The organism is Paucibacter sp. JuS9, from assembly GCF_044043925.2.
Lineage (GTDB): Bacteria > Pseudomonadota > Gammaproteobacteria > Burkholderiales > Burkholderiaceae_C > JAUASW01.
The window spans coordinates 1,057,603-1,080,852 of the sequence record NZ_CP194172.1; the positions used below are offsets into that span (position 1 = coordinate 1,057,603).

The 23,250-nt window shown below is 66.2% G+C and carries 14 protein-coding genes and 1 tRNA gene; 7 read left to right on the plus strand and 8 right to left on the minus strand.

Features of this window, described 5'->3' with window-relative positions:
- The first annotated feature begins 89 nt into the window (after window positions 1–89).
- The 5 genes from ABT392_RS04615 to ABT392_RS04635 all read left to right on the plus strand — a co-directional run bounded on the left by ABT392_RS04615 (window position 90) and on the right by ABT392_RS04635 (window position 11,841).
- Window positions 90–4,946: a CHASE domain-containing hybrid sensor histidine kinase/response regulator gene (locus ABT392_RS04615; protein WP_395386471.1), complete on the plus strand. Its 4,857-nt coding sequence runs from the start codon at window positions 90–92 to the stop codon at window positions 4,944–4,946.
- On the plus strand, window positions 4,946–5,917 hold the full coding sequence (locus ABT392_RS04620) for a diguanylate cyclase (RefSeq protein ID WP_395386470.1): 972 nt from the start codon (window positions 4,946–4,948) through the stop codon (window positions 5,915–5,917). The genes ABT392_RS04615 and ABT392_RS04620 overlap by 1 nt, the downstream gene beginning before the upstream one ends.
- Window positions 5,918–5,925: 8 nt before the next feature.
- Window positions 5,926–8,415, plus strand: a complete 2,490-nt coding sequence (locus ABT392_RS04625; protein WP_395386469.1) for a hybrid sensor histidine kinase/response regulator — start codon at window positions 5,926–5,928, stop codon at window positions 8,413–8,415.
- Window positions 8,408–10,228: a GGDEF/EAL domain-containing response regulator gene (locus ABT392_RS04630; RefSeq protein WP_395386468.1), complete on the plus strand. Its 1,821-nt coding sequence runs from the start codon at window positions 8,408–8,410 to the stop codon at window positions 10,226–10,228. The genes ABT392_RS04625 and ABT392_RS04630 overlap by 8 nt, the downstream gene beginning before the upstream one ends.
- 80 nt (window positions 10,229–10,308) lie before the next feature.
- Window positions 10,309–11,841 (plus strand): methyl-accepting chemotaxis protein, encoded by a 1,533-nt coding sequence (locus ABT392_RS04635; protein WP_334279848.1) that lies wholly within the window; start codon window positions 10,309–10,311, stop codon window positions 11,839–11,841.
- Between the two features lie 107 nt (window positions 11,842–11,948).
- On the opposite strand, the gene ABT392_RS04640 is transcribed toward ABT392_RS04635, so the two are convergent.
- Window positions 11,949–12,584, minus strand: a complete 636-nt coding sequence (locus ABT392_RS04640) for a hypothetical protein (RefSeq protein WP_395386467.1) — start codon at window positions 12,582–12,584, stop codon at window positions 11,949–11,951.
- A 138-nt stretch (window positions 12,585–12,722) separates the two neighbouring features.
- Here ABT392_RS04640 and ABT392_RS04645 point away from each other — a divergent pair.
- Window positions 12,723–12,796: transfer RNA gene (locus ABT392_RS04645), tRNA-Gly, on the plus strand.
- A 22-nt stretch (window positions 12,797–12,818) separates the two neighbouring features.
- On the opposite strand, the gene ABT392_RS04650 is transcribed toward ABT392_RS04645, so the two are convergent.
- Together ABT392_RS04650 and ABT392_RS04655 are read right to left on the minus strand one after the other, a co-directional pair.
- Window positions 12,819–14,042, minus strand: coding sequence for a hypothetical protein (locus ABT392_RS04650; RefSeq protein WP_395386466.1), 1,224 nt, complete (start codon window positions 14,040–14,042; stop codon window positions 12,819–12,821).
- A 57-nt stretch (window positions 14,043–14,099) separates the two neighbouring features.
- Window positions 14,100–14,933: a dioxygenase family protein gene (locus tag ABT392_RS04655; RefSeq protein ID WP_395386465.1), complete on the minus strand. Its 834-nt coding sequence runs from the start codon at window positions 14,931–14,933 to the stop codon at window positions 14,100–14,102.
- A 98-nt stretch (window positions 14,934–15,031) separates the two neighbouring features.
- On the opposite strand from ABT392_RS04655, the gene ABT392_RS04660 reads away from it, so the two are divergent.
- A complete protein-coding gene (locus tag ABT392_RS04660; RefSeq protein WP_395386464.1) occupies window positions 15,032–17,581 on the plus strand; it encodes an ABC transporter permease in 2,550 nt (849 codons plus the stop codon).
- A gap of 81 nt (window positions 17,582–17,662) precedes the next feature.
- Here ABT392_RS04660 and ABT392_RS04665 read toward each other — a convergent pair whose 3' ends face one another.
- The 5 genes from ABT392_RS04665 to ABT392_RS04685 all read right to left on the minus strand — a co-directional run bounded on the left by ABT392_RS04665 (window position 17,663) and on the right by ABT392_RS04685 (window position 23,168).
- Window positions 17,663–18,157 (minus strand): chemotaxis protein CheW, encoded by a 495-nt coding sequence (locus ABT392_RS04665; protein WP_334279887.1) that lies wholly within the window; start codon window positions 18,155–18,157, stop codon window positions 17,663–17,665.
- A 116-nt stretch (window positions 18,158–18,273) separates the two neighbouring features.
- Window positions 18,274–20,106, minus strand: coding sequence for a methyl-accepting chemotaxis protein (locus tag ABT392_RS04670; protein WP_334279853.1), 1,833 nt, complete (start codon window positions 20,104–20,106; stop codon window positions 18,274–18,276).
- Window positions 20,107–20,160: 54 nt separating this feature from the next.
- The gene (locus ABT392_RS04675) at window positions 20,161–22,275 is read right to left on the minus strand and encodes a chemotaxis protein CheA (RefSeq protein ID WP_334279854.1); all 2,115 of its coding nucleotides are present in this window, start codon (window positions 22,273–22,275) and stop codon (window positions 20,161–20,163) included.
- Window positions 22,276–22,305: 30 nt separating this feature from the next.
- Window positions 22,306–22,668, minus strand: coding sequence for a response regulator (locus ABT392_RS04680; protein WP_282826159.1), 363 nt, complete (start codon window positions 22,666–22,668; stop codon window positions 22,306–22,308).
- Between the two features lie 50 nt (window positions 22,669–22,718).
- Window positions 22,719–23,168, minus strand: coding sequence for a hypothetical protein (locus ABT392_RS04685; protein WP_334279855.1), 450 nt, complete (start codon window positions 23,166–23,168; stop codon window positions 22,719–22,721).
- Window positions 23,169–23,250: the final 82 nt, after the last annotated feature.

The following is a 23,250-nucleotide window of genomic DNA, read 5'->3' on the forward strand; positions in this document are numbered from 1 at the left end:
GCGCCAGGGATTCCACGGGGGCGGCGGACGCGTGCCTGCGTTGAATATCGGGTCATCCGCGCTGCATCTTGCGCGCGCGGAGCAAGCCCATGCAGGCATCGCCCCTGGTCGACGGCATCCACAAGGTCTGGCAGCGCCTGCTGGTGCTGGCCGAGACCTGGCCTGCCTTGCTGGTGCTGGTTGGCGGCCTGGCCAGCACGGGCCTGCTGGCCATCACCTGGCAAGCCGAGGCCGAGCATGAGGTGCAGGGGCGGTTTGCCGGCCTGAGCGAGCGGATCGAGGCCGAACTTGGCCGTCGGCTGGATGCCAGCGTGCTGGCCCTGGAAGGTGCCCGCGGCCTGTTCGCTGCCTCCGGCGAATTGCGGCGCGAGCAGTTCAGCGCCTTTGTCGAATCCTTGAGCCTGCGGCGCGAGCTGCGCGGTGTGCGCGGCCTGGGCTTCGTGCAGGCCGTGCCGCGCGAAGAGCTGGCGAGTTTCGTCCGGGCGCAGCGTGCGCAAGGGGCGGAGCATTTCAACTTGCAGAGCCAGCTGTCCGACGCCGAGCAGTATGTGGTTCGCTTTGCCGAGCCGGCGGCGCGCAATCGCGTGGCGCTGGGCCTGGTGATGAACGCCGAGCCCACGCGTTATGCCGCGGCCTTGCAGGCGCGTCGCAGCGGCGCGCTCACTTTGTCAGGCCGGCTGCGCTTGTTGCAGGAGGAGAGCAATGCGCAGGCCTTCCTGCTCTTGCTGCCGATCTACCGAAGTGGCGTGCCGCGCGCAGGCGAGCCGGAACCGCCTCAGGCCTTGCAGGGTTTTGTCTATGCAGTGCTGATGGCCGATGAACTGGGCGCCGGCATGGGCGAGGCCGCCGACGGCCTGCTGGAGTTCGAGCTCTTTGACAGCCCGCTGCCCTTGCCGGAACAGCGCGTCTATGTCTCCACCACCAACGCTGGCAGCGCTCGTTTCAGTTGGCAGCGACGCATTGCTCTTGGTGGTCGCGAACTGCTCCTGCGAACACAGAGTACGCCGGCCTTCGAGCAAAGCCCCAACCTGGAGAGACCTCGGCTGCTGGCCGGTGCAGGCACTCTGTTGAGCCTTGCGCTGGCCTGGGTAACCTGGCTGCTCAGCTCGGGCCGACGGCGTGCTCAGGCACTGGCCAAGGAGATGACGGTCGATCTGGAACTGCTCGCACGCGTGGCCCGTGCGACCAACAACGCGGTGCTCAGCGGCGACCGCGAACTGCGCATCAACTGGGTGAACGAGGGCTTCACCCGGCTGACCGGCTACAGCAGCGAAGAGGCCTTGGGTCGAACGCCGGGTGAACTGCTCACGGGACCGGAGACCGACCCTGCGGCGCTGCAGTTGCTGGCCGATGTGACCTCTGAAGGCGTCGGCGCCCGCCTCGAAATCCAGAATCGACGCAAGGACGGCAGCCTCTACTGGGCCGAGACCGAGATCCAGCCCATCCGCAACGCTGACGGCACGGTCACCGGCTTCATCGAGATCGCGCTGGACATCACCGAGCGCAAGGCCATGGAGGCCGAGCTGCGTGCGCGCAACACCATGCTGGACCACGCCGGCCGCCTGGCCGGCGTCGGTGGCTGGGAACTCGACCTGCCGACGCGGACCATGCGCTGGTCGATGCAGGCCTGCCACATCCACGACGAACCCAGCGGCCTCGCACCCGAACTCGACCAGGCACTGAAGTACTACGGCAGCGGCGGCCGTGGCCTGTTGCGCGATGCGGTGGAGACGGCTGCGCGCACCGGCGAGGGCTGGGACATCGAGCTGCCCCTGACTACGGCGCTCGGTCGCTTCATCTGGGTGCGCGTGGTTGGCGAAGCCGCCGAGCGCGGGCCCGATGGCAGCGTGATCAAGCTGGTCGGAGCCTATCAGGACATCACGGCCCGTCGCTCTCTCGAGGCCCGCACCGTGCGCAACAACGAAGTGCTGCGCAGCGTGCTGGAGAACCTGCCCTGCGGTCTGAGCGTGTTCGATTCCGAGCTGCGCCTGCAGGCCTACAACGCGCAGTTCCGTGCGCTGATCGAGCTGCCCGACGAGCAGTTCCAGGTCGGCCGCACCCGCTACGAAGACATCGTGCGCTTCAATGCAATGCGCGGCGAGTACGGCCCGGTCGAGAAAGCCGAGCGACATATCGCCAAGATCATGGCGCGCGGTCGCAGCGAGGAGCCACACCAGGTCGAATGGAACCGGCCGAACGGTTGCGTGATCGAAGTGCGCGGAGCGCCGATGCCGGGTGGTGGCTTTGTCGCCACCTACCTCGACATCAGCGAACGCAAGAAGGCCGAGGCCGAGATCGCCCGCACCGGCCTGCTGCTGCGCACGGTGCTTGACGCTGCGGTTGACGTATCGATCATCGCCACCTCGCGATCGCGCGAGATCACCGTCTTCAATCGAGGTGCCGAGCGCCTGCTCGGCTATCGCAGCGAGGAGGTGCTGGGCCAGCGCGCTATGGAGCTGTTCCATGATGCCGAGGAGGTGCGCCAGCGCGCGGCCGAGTGGTCGGTGCGGCTGATGCGTCCGATCATGGGCAACGAGGTCTTTGTCGACCGCGCGTTGCTGGGTGTGGCCCAGGAATGGACCTATGTCCACAAGAGCGGCGCTCGCGTGCCGGTGCTGCTGACGGTGAATCCAATGCAGACCGAGGACGGCGAGATGCTGGGCCACCTCGGACTGGCCATCGACCTGACCCGCCAGAAGCAGCACGAGGCTTCGCTGCAGCTGGCCACGCAGAAGGCCGAGCAGGCCAACGAGGCCAAGAGCCAGTTCCTCGCCAATATGAGCCACGAGATCCGCACGCCGATGAATGCCATTCTCGGCATGCTCAGGCTCTTGCAGAAGACCACGCTGAACCCACGCCAGGCTGACTATGCTGGCAAGGCTGATGGCGCGGCCCGCTCGCTCTTGGGCTTGCTCAACGACATCCTCGACTTCTCCAAGGTCGAAGCGGGCAAGATGAGCCTGGATCCGCATCCGTTCCGGCTTGACCAGCTGTTCCGCGAGCTCTCGGTGATCCTCTCGGCCACGGTGGGCAACAAGCAGGTCGAGGTCTTGTTCGACATCGCACCCGATCTGCCGCCGCTGCTGATGGGCGACGCCTTGCGGCTGCAGCAGGTGCTGATCAACCTCGGCGGCAATGCGATCAAGTTCACGCAGAAGGGCGAGGTCGTGGTGCAGCTGCGGCTGCTGGAGCGAGGCGACAAAGACGTACTGCTGGAGTTTGCGGTGCGCGACACCGGCATCGGCATCGCGCCCGAGCACCAGGCGCGGATCTTCACCGGCTTCACCCAGGCAGAAGCCTCGACGACGCGGCGCTTCGGAGGCACCGGTCTGGGCTTGGCGATCAGCCAGCGCCTGGCTCGAATGATGGGCGGCGAGCTCAAGCTGGACAGCGTGCTGGGTGCCGGCAGCCGCTTTCATTTCCAGCTGCGCCTGCCGGTCCTGGCGGCCGCCGAGGCCGGCGCACCTGTGCATGAGGATCAGGAGCTGCGCGTGCTGATCGTCGATGACAACTCGAGCGCTCGCGAGATGCTCGGCTCGATGGCCCGCTCACTCGGCTGGCGGGTCGATACCGTCGGCTCCGGCGCTGAGGCGCTGGCCCAGTTGGCCGCGCGGCATGGCGGTGGCGCCAGCTACCAGGTGGTGCTGGTGGACTGGCAGATGCCCGGCATGGACGGCTGGGAAACCAGCCAGCGCATCCGCGAGCTGGCGCCCGATGCGGCCACGCCGCTGCTGGTCATGGTCACTGCCCATGGCCGCGAAATGCTGGCCCAGCGCAGCGAGCAGGAGCAGGGTCTGCTGAACGGCTTCCTCGTCAAGCCGGTCACTGCCTCGATGCTGCTGGATGCGGTGGTCGATGCCCGCACCGCCGGCGGCGCCGAGCCCGGCAAGCCCTTGCGTCTGCCTTCCTTGCAGCGCCTGGCCGGCTTGCGGCTGCTGATCGTCGAAGACAACCTCAACAACCAGCAGGTGGCCTGCGAGCTGTTGGAGGATGAAGGCGCCAGCGTGCTGCTCGCGGCCGATGGTCAGCAGGCGGTCAACCTGGTCAGCAGCGCGCAGCCGCAGTTCGATGCCGTGCTGATGGACGTGCAGATGCCGGTGATGGACGGTTACGAGGCCACGCGCGTGATTCGAGAGCAGCTGGGCTTGCGCGAGCTACCTATCGTCGCGATGACCGCGAACGCCATGCCGGCGGACCAGGCAGCGAGCCGGGCCGCTGGCATGGACGAGCATGTCGGCAAGCCCTTCGAGATCGACCATCTGGTGGCGCTCCTGAACCGGCTCTGCGGCCGCGGCAATCTCGCCGCGCGCCTGCCGCGTGCCGGCCTGGAAGACATCGCAGTGCTTGTGGAGGCTGCGCGCCAGCAGGGTGTAGTCATCGCCGCAGCACTCGACCGGCTGGGCGGCAAGCGCGAACTGCTTGCACGGATGTCCGCCAGCTTTGCGCAAGGTCAGGCTGGGCTGGCTGCGCGTCTTCGTGAGCTTCTTGGCGCACGCCAGGTGGCCGAGGCGGCGGGTGCCTTGCATGGTCTGCGCGGTCTGGCTGCCACGCTTGGGGCCGAGCGCCTGAGCGCCCAGGCCCAGCTGCTGGAAAGCCGCCTTCGCGCGGACGGCTCGCTGGCGGATGATCAGCTGCAGCGCTTCGAGCACGAACTGGCCGAGGCCTGCGCAGCACTGCAGTCGGTAGCCAAGGCGCTCGCCGGCGCGGAGCCGCCGCCCGCAACAGCAGCGATTTCCCACGGGCCCTCACTGGCTTCGCAGATGCGCAACCTGGTGGCGCTTCTGGCCCAGTCCGACCTGGCAGCGCTCGACGCCTTCGAGCAGTTGCGCCAGCAGCATGGCGCCAGTCTGGGGCCAGGTCTTGCCTCTTTGCAGGCAGCGATCACCGAGCTTGATTTTGAGACTGCGCTGGCTCAGTGCCAGAATCTGCCGCAGGGAGTCAGCTGATGGAAGACCTGGGCCTGACAGCGGATGGTGCACCGGCGCATGACCACGGCAGCCTGCTGAGGCTGCTCGGGCGGCGTCCGCGCCTGCTGCTGGTCGACGACCAGCCGCTCAACATCCAGGCGCTCTACCAGGTGTTCTCGGCTGACTATCAGGTCTTCATGTCCACCCAGGCCTCGCAGGCGCTGGCCTTGTGCCGGGACCGCCAGCCCGATCTGCTGCTGCTCGACGTGGAAATGCCCGGCATGGACGGCTACGAGCTGTGCCGCGAGCTCAAGCGTTCGCCCGACCTGCGGGGTATTCCGGTGATCTTCGTGACCGCCCACCAGGATGCCGAAGCCGAGACCCGCGGCCTCGAGGCCGGCGCGGTGGACTTCATCTCCAAGCCCTTCAATGCAGGCGTCGTGCGGGCCCGGGTCAAGGCGCAGCTGAGCCTGAAGCTGCAGTCCGATCTCTTGCGTCGCCTGGCCTTTCTGGACGGTCTCACCGGCCTCTACAACCGGCGTCATTTCGACGAACGCTTCGAGCTCGAATTCCAGCGAGCCCGCCGCACCGGCGCGCCCTTGTCCCTGGTGCTGGCCGATGTGGACTTCTTCAAGCGCTATAACGACCACTACGGCCATCTGGCCGGCGACGATTGCCTTCGCCGTGTCGCCTTGGCCCTGAAGGATTGCCTGAAGCGGCCTGGCGACCTGCTCAGTCGCTATGGCGGCGAGGAGTTCGCTTGCGTCCTGCCTGAAACCGACCTGGCGGGCGCGCTGGCGGTGGCCACCGGCATGGAGCAGGCGGTGCGTGAGCAGCAGATGGCGCATGCACATTCCGACGCCGGCGCCGAAGTCACCATCAGCCTGGGTGTTGCCTGCGTGCAGCCGCATGCGGGCATCGAGTCGGCGCAGTTGATCACAACCGCCGACGAGCAGCTCTATCGCGCCAAGGCCCAGGGGCGCGCCCGCGCATGCGCGATCCAGCTGTGAACGCAGGCATGGACAAGCAAAGCCGCCGCGAGTCTCGGTGGCAGGGCCTGACCTTGTTGCTGCCGATGCTGGCGGCGCTGGCCGTTGGCGTGCCTACCTTCCAGGTTGTCAACGCCAGCCAGCAACGGGCGCTCGAAAGCCAGCTGCAGGCCACGCTGACGGCCAACCGCGAATCGATGCAGCTGTGGCTGGAAAGCGAGTGGCAGCGCGCGCGCCATGCGCTCGAAAGTGCCAAGCTGGCCGAGCTCATCGCCAGTGGCAACCGGCCACGCCTGGATGCGCGGCTCCAGGATCTCGAGGAAGGCCTGCAAGGGCAGGCCGTCAGCCTGATCGACATGGAGGGCCGGCTGCTGGCCAGCAGCGTGAGCTGGACGCAAGCGCCCGACTTCTCCCGGGCTCGCGGCCTGGTGCATTTGCGGCGCGGCGAGAACACGGTGCTGGGCCTGCAGCGGCGCGGCCCTGGGCAGTCTGCCTGTGTGAGCCTTGCCGTGCCGCTCGAGCCTGCCGAGGGGCAGCCCGTGCGCCATGCGCTGCTGCTGCACCGCCTGGCCGGCGCGGGTTTATCGCGCACGCTGGCGGTGGCCCGCTTCGGTGCCACGGGCGAGTCCTATGCCTTCGGCCCGGAAGGTGAGTTGTACACCGAGAGCCGGTTTCCCGACCATCTGCAGGCCATCGGGCTGCTGCCTCCGGCTGCGCATTCGGCCATCCTCGGCCTGCGCCTGGGCGACCCGGGCGTCAATCTGGTTCAGGGGCAGCGCAACAAGCTGCCCGCCGCGCAATGGCCGCTCACCCGCATGGCGCAGTCGGCCGTCGCGGGGCGCAGCGGCATCGATGTGGAGGGCTACCGCGACTACCGCGGCGTGCGCGTGATCGGTGCCTGGCAATGGCTGGACGAGCTGGGTTTTGGCCTTGCGACAGAGATCGACGAGGCCGAAGCTTATCAACCGGTGCGAGTCGTCGCACAGGGCTTTGCGGTGTTCGGCCTGATGCTGGCAGCCGGCAGCCTGGCCTTGGCCTGGCAGCAGCGCCGCCAGGCTCTGCAGCGCCGCGCGCTGGCTGCCGCCGCCCAGGAGCTGCAAGCCGAGATCAAGGTGCGGCGCGAGGCCGAGATCGAACGTGAACAGGCCCTGCTGATCGCCGAGCATGCCTCGCGGGCCAAGACCCGCTTCCTGGCCAATATGAGCCACGAAATCCGCACGCCAATGAATGCCGTGCTGGGCTATGTGCAATTGCTGCAGCGAGACGGCCAGCTGGGCCCCGAGGAGCGGCACAAGGTCAACGCCATCGCCAGGGCGGGCCAGCATCTGCTGGCGCTGATCAATTCGGTGCTGGACATGGCCAAGATCGAGGCCGGCCATATCGACCTGCAGGACGAGGTGTTTGACCTGAGCGAGCTGCTTCAGGGGCTGGACGAGTTGTTCGAGCTGCGCTGCCGCCAGCAAGGCCTGACCTGGTGCACCGGCCTGGTCCTGCCCAAGCCCTGCCCGGTGCGCGGCGACCGCCACAAGCTCAACCAGGTGCTGATCAATCTGGTCGGCAACGCCATGAAGTTCGGCCGTGAACGCATCGAGCTGCGAGCCGAGCGGCTGATCGATGGCCGTTTCCGCTTCCTGATCCACGACGACGGTCCGGGCCTGCCAGAGAACGAAGCCGAGCATGTCTTCGAAGCCTTTCACCAGGGTGAGGAAGGCATTGCCAAGGGCGGCACCGGCCTGGGCCTGGCGATCACGCGCGGGCTTGTGCATGCGATGGGTGGCCGGGTGCGTTTGCGCAACGCCAACCCTGGCTGTGAAGCCAGTGTCGAACTGCCCCTGGCAGCCGCGGCGGAACTGGCACCAAAGGCCGTCAGGCAAGGCCCGGTCCAGGGGCGGCTGGAGCGCAGCGTGCGGGCCCTTGTGGTGGACGACAACGATGACAACCGCCGCATCCTCGGCGAGACCTTGCAAGGCCTGGGTGCCGAGGTGCAATTGGCGGTCGATGGCCAGGAGGGCTGCGATCTGGCGCTGGCCCGGCCGCCCGACATCATCTACATGGACCTGCGCATGCCCCGCATGGACGGCATCCAGGCGCTCAAGCACCTGCGCGCCCAGGCTGCGACGGCGCAACTGCCCATCGTGGCTGTGTCGGCGTCCAGCCTGACGATGAGGCGGGAAGACTTTCTCTCGGCCGGCTTTGATGAAGCGGTCAGCAAACCCTTTATGCTCATGGACATCGTAGCCACGCTGACGCAGCTGTTGGGTGTGCATCTGATCGATACCTCGAGCCCGGCCAGGCAAGACCTGCCCCCCGCAACCGGCCGACCGCATGTGCCGGAGGCGCTGCGCCATGCCCTGCGCGAGGCGGCCGAGCTGGGGGAGCTGACCAAGGCGCAACGCCTGCTGGACGGCTGGCTGGTGGCCGGTGGCGATGCCGAGGCTGTGGAGCTGCTGCGGCAGATGCTGCGCCGCTTCGACTGGGACGGTTTTTCTGCAGCCCTGGCGGAGGCCGACCATGATTGAAGCCAGCACCAGCACCAGCACCAGCCGCAGCGCGCGCATCCTGATCGTTGATGACACGCCGGCCAATCTGGAGGTCATCAGCGGTCTCCTGCAACCGCTGGGCCATGAGTTGTCCACCGCCACCAGCGGCGAGCGGGCCCTGCAGATCGTCGAGCGCCTGCTGCCGGACCTGATCCTGCTGGACATCATGATGCCTGGCATCGACGGCCTGGAAACCTGCCGGCGCCTGAAGAGCAATCCGATGACGGCCGGCATACCGGTGATCTTCGTGACCGGCGCTGGCGACAACGTCGATGCGGGCTTTGCGGTCGGTGGCGTAGATTACCTCGTCAAGCCTGTGCGCGAAGCCGAGCTTGGCGCACGCGTGATGGCACATCTGAAGCTGGGCTGGCTGGTGCGCGAGCTGGCCGAGAAGAATGCCGGCCTCGAGGAAGCGCGTCAGGAACTCGAGCGCCGGGTGCTCGAGCGCACGCGCGAACTCTCGGTGGCCAACCGCAACCTGCGCCTGGAGGTCAATGAGCGCCGTCAGGCCGAAGACCGGCTCAACTTCCTGGCGCGTCACGACTTCCTGACCCGGCTGCTGAACCGGCCGGCCTTCGAGGACGCATTCGCTCACCTGCTGAGCAGCCGTGCCGGCCTGCCGCATTGCCTTCTCTACCTGGACCTGGACCAGTTCAAGGTGGTCAATGACGTCTGTGGCCACGTGGCCGGCGATGAGCTGCTGCGTGAAGTGGCGGAGCTGATACGCGGCCTGCTGGGGCCGGGGGACCTGCTGGCGAGGCTGGGGGGTGACGAGTTCGCCGCACTGCTGGTCGGCGTCAGCATCGAACAGGGCAAGCGTCAGGCCGACCAGATCCGCCGCGCCATCGAGGAATATCGCTTCGTCTGGGAACAGCACACCTTTGGCGTGGCCGCCAGCGTTGGCCTGGCCGCCGTGAAGGGTGACGAGACCTCGGTCGACGCGCTGCTGGGCCGGGTCGATGCCGCCTGTTTCGCGGCCAAGGAAGAAGGCCGCAACCGCGTGCATGTCTATGACGAGCAGGTGGGCGACCTGCAGACGCGCCAGGCCCAGATGCAGCTGGCGCCGCGCCTCACCCAGGCGCTCGAGCAAGACCGCTTCGTTTTGTACCGCCAGCGCATCAAGCCCCTGCAGGTCAACGAGGAGGGCGAGCATTTCGAGGTGCTCCTGCGCATGCGCGACGAGCAGGGCGGTCTGGTGCAGCCGCATGGCTTCATTCCGGCGGCCGAGCGCTTCGGCCTGATGGCCCAGATCGACCGCTGGGTGCTGCGCCGCCTCAGCTGGCATTACCGGCGCCATCCCGAGCAGCTGCAAAGTCTGGCGCTGTGCAGCGTCAACCTCTCCGGTCTGTCGTTGGGCGACCCGATGTTCGAGGAGTTCGTCGAGCGTCTGCTGGAGGAGGGCCATCTGCCGCCGCCCAAGCTGTGCTTCGAGATCACCGAGACCGTGGCCGTGACCAACCTGCCGCGCACCTTGCGTTTCATCCACAAGTTCCGCCGCCTGGGATTGCGCTTTGCGCTGGATGACTTCGGCAGCGGCGTCTCGTCCTATGCCTATCTGAAGTCCTTGCCGGTCGACTTCCTGAAGATCGACGGTGTCTTCGTCAAGGACATGGTGAGCGACCCGGTGGACCGTGCCATGGTGCGTTCGATCAACGAGATCGGGCAGGTCATGGGCCGGCGCACGATTGCCGAATATGCCGAGAACGGGGCGATCATCGCCCTGCTCACCGATTTGGGTGTCGATTTCGCACAAGGGTATGGGCTGGAGCAGCCGCAGCCCTTCATTTACTGAGGATTGCGTCGAGAGATTCGCTGAGTGTTTTGCCTGGTTGGGGTAGCTGGGTTGAAGACCTTGTTAAAAGGGGAATGCACATGAACTCGATCTCGATCAGTAAGAGGCTGGCCTTGTTGGTTGTCGGCCTGCTGGGGCTGCTGGCCCTGGTGGTGCTTGTCTCGCTGATGCGGCTGGACAGCTCGAACAACACCTTGCGCTCGCTCTATGGCGACCGCATGGTGCCGGTCAAGCAGCTCAATGAAGTGGCGGACGGCTATGCCATCGGCGTTGTCGATTCAGCGCACAAGCTGCGCGATGGCGGCATGAAGCCCGATGCTGCAGTGCGAGCCATCGAACAGGCGCTGAAAACTGTAGACAAGGAGTGGAAGGCCTATCTGGCCACCGAGCTGACCAAGGAAGAGCAGGCCCTGATCGACAAGACCAGACCGGCCCTGAAAGCCGCCGAGGGCGCCGCCGCCAAGCTGCTCGAACTGGCCCGTGCAGGCAATCTCGAAGGCGTGGCCAAGTTTGCCGGCGCCGAGATGTATCCGGCGATCGACCCCCTGGCTGGCGATCTGCAGGAATTGATCGACCTGCAGTTGACCGTGGCCGAGAGCGAGTACAAGGCCAGCCAGGAGGCCTTCAAGGCGCTGCTATGGACGAGCATCATCGTGTTCCTGCTGACACTGGCGGTGGCTGCGGTGCTGTCGGTGATGATCGTGCGCTCGATCACCGGCCCCTTGAAGGAAGCCGTCGAGATTGCGGAAACCGTGGCCGCCGGCGACCTGCGCCGCAAGATCGAATTCAGCGGCTCGGACGAAACCGCCCAGTTGCTCGGAGCCCTGGCCAAGATGAATCAGGGCCTGGTGGACATCGTCAGCCAGGTGCGCGATTGTGCCGAGTCCATCACTTCGGGCTCCACCGAGATCGCCAGCGGCAGCATGGACCTCAGCCAGCGCACTGAGGAGCAGGCGAGCAGCCTGGAAGAAACCGCCGCCTCGATGGAGGAGCTGACCTCGACCGTCAAGCAGAACTCGATGACTTCGGAAGAGGCCAACAGCCTCGCGGCCAAGGCTTCGGGCGTGGCCGGCAAGGGTGGGCAGGTGGTGCAGGGCGTGGTCACGACCATGGGCCAGATCACCGACCAGTCCAAGAAGATCAGCGACATCATCGGCGTGATCGATGGCATCGCATTCCAGACCAACATCCTCGCGCTGAACGCCGCCGTGGAAGCCGCGCGGGCAGGTGAGCAGGGCCGTGGCTTTGCCGTGGTGGCGAGTGAGGTGCGCTCGCTGGCCAGCCGCTCGGCCGAGGCTGCCAAGGAGATCAAGAACCTGATTGGCGCCAGTGTCGAGCGGGTCGAGGCCGGCGCTGCGCAGGTCACCGAGGCCGGCCGCACGATGGACGACATCGTGTCGCAAGTCCAGCGCGTCAGCCAGTTGCTGGCCGAGATCAGCCTGGCCAGCCGCGAGCAAAGCCAGGGCATCGACCAGATCAGCGACGCCGTGATGCAGATGGACCAGGTGACGCAGCAGAACGCCGCCCTGGTCGAGGAATCGGCTGCCGCCGCCGAGAGCCTCAAGCTACAGGCGCAGACGCTGTCTCGCGTGGTCTCCTTGTTCAAGCTCTGAGCTGAATTGGCGACGCACCGCGGCCGCCTTGCCCAGGCCCTGAGAGCGCTGCCCCGTCAAACAAAAAGCCCGACCTGAGTCGGGCTTTTTGCTTGGAGCGCTCCAACTCAGGCGGCTGCTGTCGCTGCCACGGCTTCGACGGCCTGCTTGGCTGCAACGCGAACGCGCTTGGCCTTGGCCACCACCGGCGCGACAACTGCTGCCGGCGCAGCAGCGCGGCGGGCCGGTGCCTTGCGGACAGGCTTGGCAGCAGGCTTTGCCACCGCCTTGGCAGCCTTGACGACCTTCTTGGCGACCTTGCTGGCGAGCGGCTTGACAGCGGCGCGGGCCTTGCGGGCCGGGCGCTTCACTTCAACAGCCTTCACCAGGCTGTCGGCACCGGCGGCAGCCTTGCCGGCCACGGCCAGCACGGCCAGGGCGCTGGGCAGGCTCAGGCGCGAAGCGGTCTGCAGGCCGTTGGCCAGGACCGGATTGTCGATGCTGTTGGCGAACTTCGCGGCCTTGCTGATCTGCGTGGCGGTGGTCTTGGCGCTGATGTCGATCAGCTGCTCGCTGCGGTCGGCGACCTGGTCCACGCCCTTGGCTGCCAGCTGAGTCAGGGTGTTAACGCGTTCGTTGCTTGTCTTGACCTTGCCGATGACGCGGTGGCCGCCCAGGCGGTAGGCCTTGACGACTTGCGTGGCGGCGCTGCGGCACTGCTCGACGGTGTTCAGGGTGACGTGGGTCAGGGTGGGCTTGCGCATCGGGGCATCCTTGCTGGTTCAGTTGAAGACAAATCGACTGAAGCCAGTATGGGTGGTGAGTTCTAGGGAGGGATACCCAAGCCAGCCCGATTTCCTAGAGAGCGCGCTCCAATGCCGGCGCTAGAATCTGGCCACTTCGCGGGTGTAGTTCAATGGTAGAACGCTAGCTTCCCAAGCTCGATACGTGGGTTCGATTCCCATCACCCGCTCCACTTCCTTGCGCTCCACTCCCTCTCAGCGCACCTTCTTCAGCTCCTCACCGCCCACCGGTGGCGTGGCATAGGGGTTGCTGGTCGTCGTGTACGTGCCATCGGGATTTCGGATCACGCGCTGGCCGCCATGGATGCTGGCGCGCACGTTGTTGCCGTTGGCATCGCGGTAGGTGTTGTATTCGCCAATCGCCTCCAGGTTGCGGCGGTGCATGTTGTCGTTGGTGGCCTGCGTATTGGCATTGGTGTTCGAGTAGATCTGCGCCACCTCGGCATTCGTCTGCGATCGGATGGCGGCGCGGTCGGCCGCACCCTTTGCGTTGATCCTTGCCATCTCGCCAGCGTGCCAGCGCTCGATCTCCTGCCGTTGATTGGATGAGAAGCGCTGCTCGGCATCCCTGGTGGAACCCTGCATCATCGCGACCCATTGCGGATTGGCCTTGATCGACGAGGTGATGCGGTCGCCGACCTTGGGGTCCAGCTGGCCCTCGGGCGCACGCTGCGCAAACACCATCGAGGTGCCGCCCACCACATTGCCCTGCAGCTCGGAAAAGGTGACGCTGGCACTGAACAGCTCGCGCACCGGCTGGCCATTGACCTGGTAGGCGATCAGCATCTGCCCGGCATCGAAATGCATGCGCGTGCCGCCCTGCGGCGCAGCGGTTGCGGCGCGGGCCGCCTGCGACAGGTCGGCGCGGTCGCGGTATTCCACGATCTGCGCGCCGGGGCGCCGCTGCTGCACGACGCCGGCGAGAAAGGCCTGAGTGGAGTTGAAGGGCACGGCGGGGCAGGGGTTCATCTGGATCTGCGTGCCTTGCACCTGCCAGCTGAAGCCGTGCAGGATCTCCAGGGCCTGCTGCCCATCAGGCGAGCTGGCCAGCCATTCGATGCGCATCTGGTTGCCAACGCAGTTCGTCTGGCGGTTCCAGTTCACGCCGCCTTGCGTTCGCCAGCCTGCCGGGATCATGGCACTGGCCGCGGCGATGGGCTGGCCGAAGCCCTGTGCATCGACGATGTCGACCGCTTGCTCACCCTGGGCCAAGGCCTGGGCCGGAGCCCGCAGATTCGCGGCAGGCGGCGCCTGACCCGGCGCTTGCATCGGCACAGGTCCTGGCTGGGCCTGGCTGCCCAGCTTGTCACCCGGCTTTTCGGTGACCGGCTGGGCGCCTTGCGGGCTGCATGCCGCCAGAGTGGCGACAGCAAGGGTGGCAAGAGACAGACGAAGCCAAGGCGTTTGATGCGTGTCCATGGGCACTCCTGCTCGAGGAGCGCCCATGATGTCACGGAGGCACGGGCTTGTGGAGCTTCAGACGGCGTCCCAGGCGCTGGCCGAGGGCCCGAAGGCAAAGGCGTCCATGCCCAGACTGCCGAAGGTCAGGCTGGCATGGATGCGGCGCGCCGCAGCCTCGCGGCCGCCGGCGCCGGCAGCGATGTACCAGGGCAGCAGATGCTCGTCGGTCGGATGCATGTCCAGCGCATGCGGTGCCTGTCGGCGGTAGTTCTTCAGCGCCTCCCAGTCCCGCGCGACGCTGCGTTCGACCATCCACTGGCGGAAGGCGGCCGACGGCCCAATCTCCTCGGCATCAATTGCCGGATTGCCCATGAAGACCATGCGCAAGTTGTGGGTGATGCTGCCGCTGCCGATGATCTGCACGCCCTGTGCAGCCAGCGGCGCCAGGGCCTCGCCCAAGGCGAATTGCTGGGCCGGGCTCTGCGTGGGCACGAAGGCCAGCGGCAGCACCGGGATGTCGGCCTGCGGGTACATATAGCGCAAGGGCACCCAGATGCCGTGGTCCAGGCCAGCCTGGTCAACACGGGCGGTTTCTATGCCGGCCGCCTTCAGCAGGGCCTGGGCTTCCTCGGCCAGCGCCGGCGCGCCGGGCGCGTCGTAGCGCAGCGTCTGCAGCTTGGGATCGAAGCCGCCGAAGTCGTAGATCGCCTGATGTCGAGTGCCGGCCAGCAGCACCGGCATGCGGCCCGAGGTGTGGGCCGAGACAATGAGGATGGCGCGCGGCCGGCCGAAGCGCTCATCGATCTGCCGACCGAGCTGCTGCAGGAAGGCGCCTGCCTCGCGCGGCTCCAGCGCGGTCATCGGCGAACCATGGGAGAGAAACAGCGGAGCATGGACGTGCGTGTTCATGGCTCCCATTGAACGCCTGCCGCTGCGCCGGACCGCGCTGAATTCTTGTACGGGCCATTCGAACGGCTTGCATGCCCGCTCGCCGCTACAGTCGGGCCATGCCTGAATCTGCTATTGCCCCTACGCCTCCCTCGGTCCTGCAGTTGGCCTGGCGCCAGTTCTGGCGCGATGCCCGCGCCGGCGAGTTGCGCCTCTTGATGCTGGCCGTCGCGCTGGCCGTGGCGGCGCTGTGTTCGGTCGGCTTCCTGTCGGACCGGCTCGACCAGGGCCTGAAGCGCGATGCCGCCCAGCTGCTGGGCGGCGACGCGGTGGTCTCCAGCGACCAACCCACGCCCGCTGCCTTGAAGGCGCTGGGCACGGAGCTGGGCATCAGCCATGTGGACAGCGCCACCTTCCCCAGCATGGCCCGTGCGCCGGATGCGCGCGGCGGCGCCAGCCGGCTCGTGGCCGTCAAGGCCGTGGGCGCTGGCTACCCCTTGCGCGGCAAGCTCCAATTGGAAGACGGGCGCAACGTTGGCACGCCGGCACGCGGCCAGGCCTGGGCCGACCCGGCGGTGCTCGATGCCCTGGGCCTGAAGCAGGGGGACACGGTGCTGCTGGGCGACAGCAGCCTGGTGCTCGCGGGCGTGATCCGCAACGAGCCCGATCGCGGCGCCGGTTTCATGAATTTCGCGCCGCGGCTGATGATCCATGTCGCCGATCTGCCGGCAACCGGCCTCATCCAGCCGGCCAGTCGGGTGAGCTATCGCCTGGCCCTGGCCGGTGAAGCGGCTCAGGCGAGCGCGGTGCGCAGCTATGTTGAGCGTGCCAGCAAGATGATCGAGACCGAGCATTTGCGCGGTGTGCGCCTCGAGTCGCTGGAAAACGGCCGCCCCGAAATGCGCCAGACCCTGGACCGGGCCGGCAAGTTCCTCAACCTCGTCGCAATGCTGGCCGCCTTGCTGGCGGCCGTTGCCGTGGCCCTGGCGGCACGCGACTTCGCCTCGCGCCATCTGGACGACTGCGCGATGCAGCGGGTGCTGGGGCAACCGCAACGCCGCATCGCCTGGGTCTACGGCCTGGAGTTCGGAACCGCGGGCGTGATCGCCAGCCTGATCGGAGTGGCGCTGGGCTTTGGCTTGCACTATGGCTTCGTGGCACTGCTGTCAGGGCTGATCGACGTCAGCCTGCCACTGCCGAGCGCCAAGCCCGGCCTCTTGGGCCTGGGGTTGGGCTTGTCGCTGCTGCTGGGCTTTGGGCTGCCACCGGTCTTGCAGCTCGCCGCCGTGCCGCCGTTGCGCGTGATGCGGCGTGATCTGGGCAATCTGAAGGGCGGGTCCTTGCTGGTGCTGGTCAGCGGCGTGCTCGGCTTTGCGGCCATCCTGATGGCGCTGGCTGACGACGCCAAGCTGGGCTTGATTTCGGCTGGCGGCTTTGGCGTGGCACTGGGCTTCTTTGCGCTGCTGGCCTGGCTGACCGTTGTGCTCTTGCGCAAGGTCGTACCGATCAGCGTCAATGGCAATGGCGCGCCGCGCTGGCTCTTGCTGGCCACGCGCCAGGTCGCGGCGCGGCCGGCGTTTGCCGTGGTGCAGGTGGCTTCGCTGGCCGTGGGACTCCTGGCGCTTTCGCTCTTGGTGCTATTGCGAACCGACCTGATAGCCAGCTGGCGCTCGGCCACACCGGCCGATGCGCCGGACCGCTTCGTCATCAACATCCAACCGGAGCAGGGCGAGGCGTTTCGCGCGCGCCTCGTGGCAGCTGAGGTCAAGCGCCTGGACTGGTATCCGATGATCCGCGGCCGCCTGATTGCCATCAATGGCAAGCCCATCGAGCCCAAGCAATTCAAGGAAGAGCGCGCCCAGCGTCTGGCCGAGCGCGAGTTCAACCTCAGCCACACGGCCGAGCTGCCCAGCCACAACAAGGTTGTGCAGGGGGCCTGGACGGCGGACGAAGCCGAGGGCTTGAGCGTGGAGACCGGCTTGGCCGAGCAGCTCGGGCTGAAACTCGGCGACCGTCTGCGCTTCGACGTGGCCGGCACGCAGGTGGAGGGGCGCATCAGCAATCTGCGCAAGGTTGACTGGAGCTCGATGCGTGTCAACTTCTTCGTGCTGTTCCCGCAGGCGCACATGCCCGAACTGCCCAGCAGCTTCATCTCGGCCTACAAGTCGCCTGCCGGCAGGGGGCTGGACACGGCGCTTACGCGCGAATTCCCGAACGTGACCGTTGTCGACGTGTCGGCGCAATTGCGCCAGGTTCAGCAGGTACTGGACCAGGTGATCCAGGCCGTGCAGTACCTGTTCGCCTTCACGCTGGCGACCGGCCTTGTGGTGCTCTTGGCGGCCGTCTCGAGCACCCGCGATGCGCGCACGCGCGAGTTCGCCCTGATGCGTGCCTTGGGTGCCAGCGGCAGGCTGCTGGCCCAGGTGCAGCGGGCCGAGCTGCTGGGCCTGGGGGCACTTGCCGGTGGCTTGGCCGGCTGCGTCGCGCTGCTGCTGGGCTGGCTGCTGGCCCGCTATGTGTTCGAGTTCCAGTGGAGCGCAAGCGCCTGGGTGCCGCTGGGCAGCGCACTTGCCGGCGCCTTGCTGGCGCAGGCCGCGGGCTGGTGGGGCTTGCGCGGGGTGCTCAACCGACCGGTGGTGGCGACTTTGCGTGAGGCGGACACGCAGTAGGGCAGGCCGGGTCGCGCAAGGCCAAGTTGACCCAATGAAAAAGGCGCCTCGCGGCGCCTTTGCTTTTTGTCAGTCGAACGCTCAGTTCGCGGCGGCCGAGGTCACGCTGTCCATCAGGCCCATGTCGGCGCTGCTCATCAGGCCTTCGATGTCCATGAGGATGAGCATGCGCTCATTGATGGCGCCGATGCCGGTGATGAAGCTGGTGTCCACCGCGGCCGAGCTCAGCTCAGGGGCAGGGCGGATCGCATCGCGGCTCAGTTCAAGCACGTCTGACACCGAATCGACCACGGCGCCGACGACGCGGTTCTTCACGTTCAAGACGATGACCACGGTGAAGCTGTTGTACTCGGCCGTGGCGCAACCGAGCTTCAGGCGCAGGTCGACGATGGGCACGATCACGCCGCGCAGGTTGACCACACCCTTGATGAACTCGGGCGCGTTGGCAATGCGGGTCGGCTGCTCGTAGGAGCGGATTTCCTGCACCTTCAGGATGTCGATGCCATATTCCTCGGAGCCCAGACGGAAGGTCAGGTACTCGCCGTTGTGCGGCACGTGTGCCTTCTGATTGACCATCAGCGCACCGGAATCGCGGGGGACCACAGCGGTGGAGGTTTCGTGCATGTTATCCATTTGGGCCTCTTGGTGGTTCATTCAGCAATGCGAAGGGGACGACGGACTGTAATCCGGCTTCAGAAGCTTTCCCAGTCGCCGCCAGCGTCGGGCGTGACCGTTTCACGAGCCGGTGCGGCTGCTGCAGGGCGGGTGACGGACTTTTGCGCAGTTGCCACAGCCACAGGCGCCTTTTTCAGGGCTGGCTGGGCGGTAGTCGGCCGGGCTGTGGCGCCAGCCCTGGACGGGCTGGAAGCGGGCTGAGACCTGGCCACCGTGCTGTTGCCGGCTGCCGGCTTGCGCGTGGTGCGCACTGCAGCAGCGGGGCCTGGGTGGGAAGGTGCCGAGGCGCTGATGCGGAAGCGGTCGACCGACTGTGCCAGCCGCTCGGCCTGGTCACGCAGGCTTTCGGCCGCTGCCGCCGATTGCTCGACCAGAGCAGCGTTCTGCTGCGTCATCTGGTCAAGCTGCACCACCGACTGGTTGACATTGCCGATGCCGTCGCTCTGTTCACTGGCGGCAGCGGAGATTTCGCCAATGATGTCGGTCACGCGCTGCACACCGGCCACGATTTCGCTCATCGAGCTGCCGGCTTCCTGCACCAGGCGAGAGCCAGTCTCGACCCGCTCGACGCTGGCGCCGATCAGGGTCTTGATTTCCTTGGCGGCCTCGGCGCTGCGCTGGGCCAGCGAACGGACTTCGCTCGCCACCACCGCAAAGCCGCGACCCTGTTCGCCGGCACGGGCGGCTTCCACTGCCGCGTTCAGCGCCAGGATATTGGTCTGGAAGGCGATGCCATCGATCACGCCGATGATGTCGTTGATCTTCTTGGAGCTGGTGTTGATCTCGTCCATCGTGCTGACCACGTGGCCCACCACTTCACCGCCACGCGCGGCGGCAGAAGAGGCCGATGAGGCCAGTTGGTTGGCGGTGCGCGCCGAGTCGGCTGTCTGTTTGACCGTGCCTGTCAGTTGTTCCATCGACGAGGCCGCCAGCTGCAGGTTGGAGGCGGTTTGCTCGGTCCGGCCCGACAGGTCCTGGTTGCCGGTGGCAATCTCGACCGATGCGGTGCGGATGCTGTCTGCGGCCACTCGCAGCTGACCGATCAGGCCCTGCAGCGCCTGCTGCATCTTGTGCAAGGAATGCATCAGGTTGGAAGCCTCGTCCTTGCCCTCCACCGACCTGAGCGTTTGGGTCAGATCGCCTTCGGCGATGGCTTCGGCCAGCGCCTCGGCTTCGGCCAGAGGCTCGCAGATGCTTTGCATATTGAGCAGCGTCAGCGGTGCGACGACCACGGCGCTGAGGACCAGCACGACGACGAACCAGGTCAGCATGGCGGACTGGGTCTTCTCGGCAGCGGCTTGAGCAAGCTGGGATTCCTTGCTCAGCGCTTCGCGCAGCCCCTCCAGCAGCTTTTCCGCTTCCCTGATCGACTCCTTGCCGGCGCTGAGATCCTTGTTGGCGGCGACGACGTCGCTGTAGCCGCCCGATTCGAGCTTGCCGAACACCGGCTGTACCTTGTCGGCATAGCTGTCGATCAGGGGCAGCATCTGGCGCAGCACCTGGTTGTCGGCATCTTCCTCGCCACTGAGCATTTCCTTGGCGGCGGCCGCAAAGCCCTGGCGGGCTTCGTCCCAGCGCTTGCGCTGGCTGCGCACCTCATCGGCACTGCCGACGCTGATGATCATGTCCTTTTCATAGCGGCGTAGGTCGCCCATGGCACCGATCAGGCGGCTGAGACTGTTGGCCTCGGCCACCGACATCTCGGCAAACTGCTTGGTCTGCGCACGCAGCGAGTTCATGCCGAGAAGGCCGACCCCGCCCACCATGACGAGCAGGGCCAGGACCATGGCGATGGCCCCGATCATGCGGGTTCGAATGCTGAATTGACGGATCAAGGCGCTGAACGACATTGTTATTTTCCCGAATGTTTCTCGACGGTCTGACAGGTGTCGAGACGAGTGGTCTCAGTGGCGCGATCGGCGAATCAGGCTGCCAACGTCCAGGATCAATGCCACGCGGCCATCGCCCATGATGGTGGCACCCGAGACATCGGTGACCTTGCGGTAGTTGGCCTCGAGGTTCTTGACCACCACCTGCTGCTGCCCGAGCAGTTCGTCGACCAGCAGGGCGACGCGGCCGCCCTCGGCTTCGACGACCACCATGATGGACGAGACATGCTCGAAATCGAAGCGTGGAACGTTGAAGACTTGCTCAAGCTCAATAACCGGCATGAATTCGTCGCGCACCTCGACCACGCGGCCCGACCCGCCCACGGTCTTGATGGTGTCGGACTGCACCTGGAAGGACTCGACCACCGAGGCCAGTGGCAGGATGTAGACCTCTTCACCAACACCCACACTCATGCCATCCATGATGGCCAGCGTCAGCGGCAGGCGCACCGAGACCTTCATGCCGTAGCCTTCGGCCGAGTCGATCTCGACCGTGCCGCCCAGTTGGGTGATGTTCCGCTTCACCACGTCCATGCCGACACCGCGGCCGGATACGTCGGTGACCTGGTCAGCCGTGGAGAAGCCAGGCGCGAAGATCAGGTTGTAGACCTCGTTGTCGGTCATGCTGTCCGGCGCGTCGATGCCCTTCTCGCGGGCCTTGGTCAAGAGCTTCTGGCGGTTCAGGCCGCGGCCGTCGTCGCGCACTTCGATGACGATCGAGCCGCCCTGATGGGAGGCCACGAGCGTGATCGTGCCGGTCTCGGGCTTGCCCTTGGCCGCGCGGTCGGCAGGCATTTCGACGCCGTGGTCGCAGCTGTTGCGCACCAGGTGGGTGAGGGGGTCGGTGATCTTCTCGACCAGGCCCTTGTCCAGCTCGGTGGCTTCACCTTGCGTGACCAGCTCGACCTTCTTGCCCAGCTTGGAGGCCAGGTCGCGCAGCATGCGCGGGAAGCGGTTGAACACGACCGACATCGGGATCATGCGAATCGACATCACCGATTCCTGCAGATCGCGGGTATTGCGCTCCAGGTCGGCCAGGCCCGAGGCCAGCTGCTGGTACAGGGCTGGGTCGAGGCCGGCGCTGTTCTGCGCCAGCATGGCTTGGGTGATGACGAGCTCGCCCACCAGATTGATCAGCTGATCGACCTTTTCGACAGAGACGCGCAGCGTGGATTGGTCCATGCCGCCGGGCGCTCCCTTGGCCTCGACCTTCGGTGCAGCGGCCTTGGGCGCTGCTGCAACCGGCGCGGCAGCGACCACGGGCTTGATGTCGCCGCTGGCTGCACCAGGCGAGCCGGGTGCGTCGTCGAAGAAGCCGTAGCCCATGTCCTTGGCCTCCGGCTCGGGTGCGCCGGGCGCGCCCTCATGGAAACCGAAGCCATCGCTCAGCGGCAGGATCTTGACCTGCTCGCGGGCGACGTGGAAGGTGAACAGGTCCAGCAAGTCGTTGTCGCTGCTGCTGGTCAAGACCTTGAAGCGGCGCATGCCGTCGGCAGCAACGCCGCCGTCCAGCGGCTCGATGGTGCCGAGGTCGGTGATTTCCTTGAACAGGTCGACCAGGTTGTCGGCTTGCGACGGGTTGTCCAACGGGCCGACCTGCAGCTCGATGAAACGAGCGCCAGGCTTGCCAGAGGCCACAGGTGCCGCGGCAGCGGGCGCTGGCGCAGGGGCGGCCTTCGGCGCGGCGGGTGCAGCGGCGGCGGGCGTGCCGCCTTCGACGAAGGTGCGGATGCTGCTGATCAGCTCGACGGTATCGACAGCGTCGCCACCGTTACCAGCATGGCGACCCAGCTGCGCGCGCAGCGCATCACCGGACTGCAGGAGCACGTCGACCATCGGCGCCGAGGCCTGCAACTCATGACGGCGCAGCTTGTCCAGCAGCGTCTCCATGATGTGGGTCAGCTCGGCCACGTCGCTGAAGCCGAAGGTGGCGGCGCCGCCCTTGATCGAGTGAGCGCAGCGGAAGATGGCGTTCAACTCCTCGTCGTCCGCCGTCTCGATGTTCAGATTCAGGAGCATCTGCTCCATGTTGTCCAGGTTCTCACCCGCTTCTTCAAAGAAGACCTGGTAGAACTGGCTCAGGTCAATGCCAGCACTGATGCTTGCGCCTTCGGAGGTCATATCTCCCATGTCCGGACTCCTGCTTTCAACGCACGCAAATTAGCGGATCACCTTGCCGATCACCTCGATCAGCTTGGCAGGGTCAAAAGGCTTGACCAGCCAGCCGGTGGCGCCAGCCGCACGGCCGGCCTGCTTCATCTGGTCGCTGGACTCGGTGGTCAGGATCAGGATCGGCGTGGTCTTGAACTTCGGGTTGTCGCGCAGCTTCTTGGTCAGGCTGATGCCGTCCATGCGCGGCATGTTCTGGTCTGTCAGCACCAGGTCGAAGTCACGCTGGCTGGACTTTTCCCAGGCATCTTGCCCATCCACGGCCTCGACCACATTGAAACCTGCGTTCTTCAGCGTGAAGGAGACCATCTGGCGCATCGAGGCCGAATCGTCCACAGCAAGAATTGAGTGCATCGCTTTCTCTCCGGGGTAACTTGTGTTTGGTTGATCTGTTGATTCTGTATTCAAAACAGCTCGATTGAGCCTGCATCCATCTCGTCCTGCGTGACAGGATTGGGGCGCAGCGGCGCTATTTCGACCACGGCCAGGCCATCTTCGTCATCGCCAAAGGTATCGCGGGCCAACTGGTCCGAGCAATTGCGCAGGCGCTGGCTGGTATGGGCAATCAGTTGCGTGGCCATGTCCTGGAACTGCAGGGCGGTGATCGCGCCGGCCACATCGGAGCGGATCTGCAGCAGGCCATCGCTCTGGAGGCCGGCTTCGGCGGCTTCCTGCAGCAGGTGGTTGAGCTGGGTCGAGGCACTGAAGAAGTGGGCGGAGAGGGCTTCGCCTGCGTCGTCGAGCAGGCGCTGCAAGCGCTCCAGATCATTGGTGACCGTCATCAGATGATCCTGGAGCTCGGCCGCCGCGAGCAGCGGCTGCATGCCCGGGTCTTCGTCCGCAGGGGCTTGCATGTCATTCATCTAGGTCTGGTCTCCAACGGTTGTGCTTTGCCTGCGGCCGCCGCCCCATCCTCTAGACCCCGAGAGCGCGTGC

Excerpts from the sequence above, each read along its gene's own strand:
- ABT392_RS04635 (WP_334279848.1), top strand. The coding sequence starts at position 10,309 with ATGAACTCGATCTCGATCAGTAAGAGGCTGGCCTTGTTGGTTGTCGGC.
- ABT392_RS04685 (WP_334279855.1), bottom strand. The coding sequence starts at position 23,168 with ATGCAAGCCCCTGCGGACGAAGACCCGGGCATGCAGCCGCTGCTCGCG.
- ABT392_RS04665 (WP_334279887.1), bottom strand. The coding sequence starts at position 18,157 with ATGGTCAATCAGAAGGCACACGTGCCGCACAACGGCGAGTACCTGACC.
- ABT392_RS04615 (WP_395386471.1), top strand. The coding sequence starts at position 90 with ATGCAGGCATCGCCCCTGGTCGACGGCATCCACAAGGTCTGGCAGCGC.
- ABT392_RS04680 (WP_282826159.1), bottom strand. The coding sequence starts at position 22,668 with ATGCACTCAATTCTTGCTGTGGACGATTCGGCCTCGATGCGCCAGATG.
- ABT392_RS04625 (WP_395386469.1), top strand. The coding sequence starts at position 5,926 with ATGGACAAGCAAAGCCGCCGCGAGTCTCGGTGGCAGGGCCTGACCTTG.
- ABT392_RS04675 (WP_334279854.1), bottom strand. The coding sequence starts at position 22,275 with ATGGGAGATATGACCTCCGAAGGCGCAAGCATCAGTGCTGGCATTGAC.
- ABT392_RS04650 (WP_395386466.1), bottom strand. The coding sequence starts at position 14,042 with ATGGACACGCATCAAACGCCTTGGCTTCGTCTGTCTCTTGCCACCCTT.
- ABT392_RS04660 (WP_395386464.1), top strand. The coding sequence starts at position 15,032 with ATGCCTGAATCTGCTATTGCCCCTACGCCTCCCTCGGTCCTGCAGTTG.
- ABT392_RS04630 (WP_395386468.1), top strand. The coding sequence starts at position 8,408 with ATGATTGAAGCCAGCACCAGCACCAGCACCAGCCGCAGCGCGCGCATC.
- ABT392_RS04655 (WP_395386465.1), bottom strand. The coding sequence starts at position 14,933 with ATGAACACGCACGTCCATGCTCCGCTGTTTCTCTCCCATGGTTCGCCG.
- ABT392_RS04640 (WP_395386467.1), bottom strand. The coding sequence starts at position 12,584 with ATGCGCAAGCCCACCCTGACCCACGTCACCCTGAACACCGTCGAGCAG.
- ABT392_RS04620 (WP_395386470.1), top strand. The coding sequence starts at position 4,946 with ATGGAAGACCTGGGCCTGACAGCGGATGGTGCACCGGCGCATGACCAC.
- ABT392_RS04670 (WP_334279853.1), bottom strand. The coding sequence starts at position 20,106 with ATGTCGTTCAGCGCCTTGATCCGTCAATTCAGCATTCGAACCCGCATG.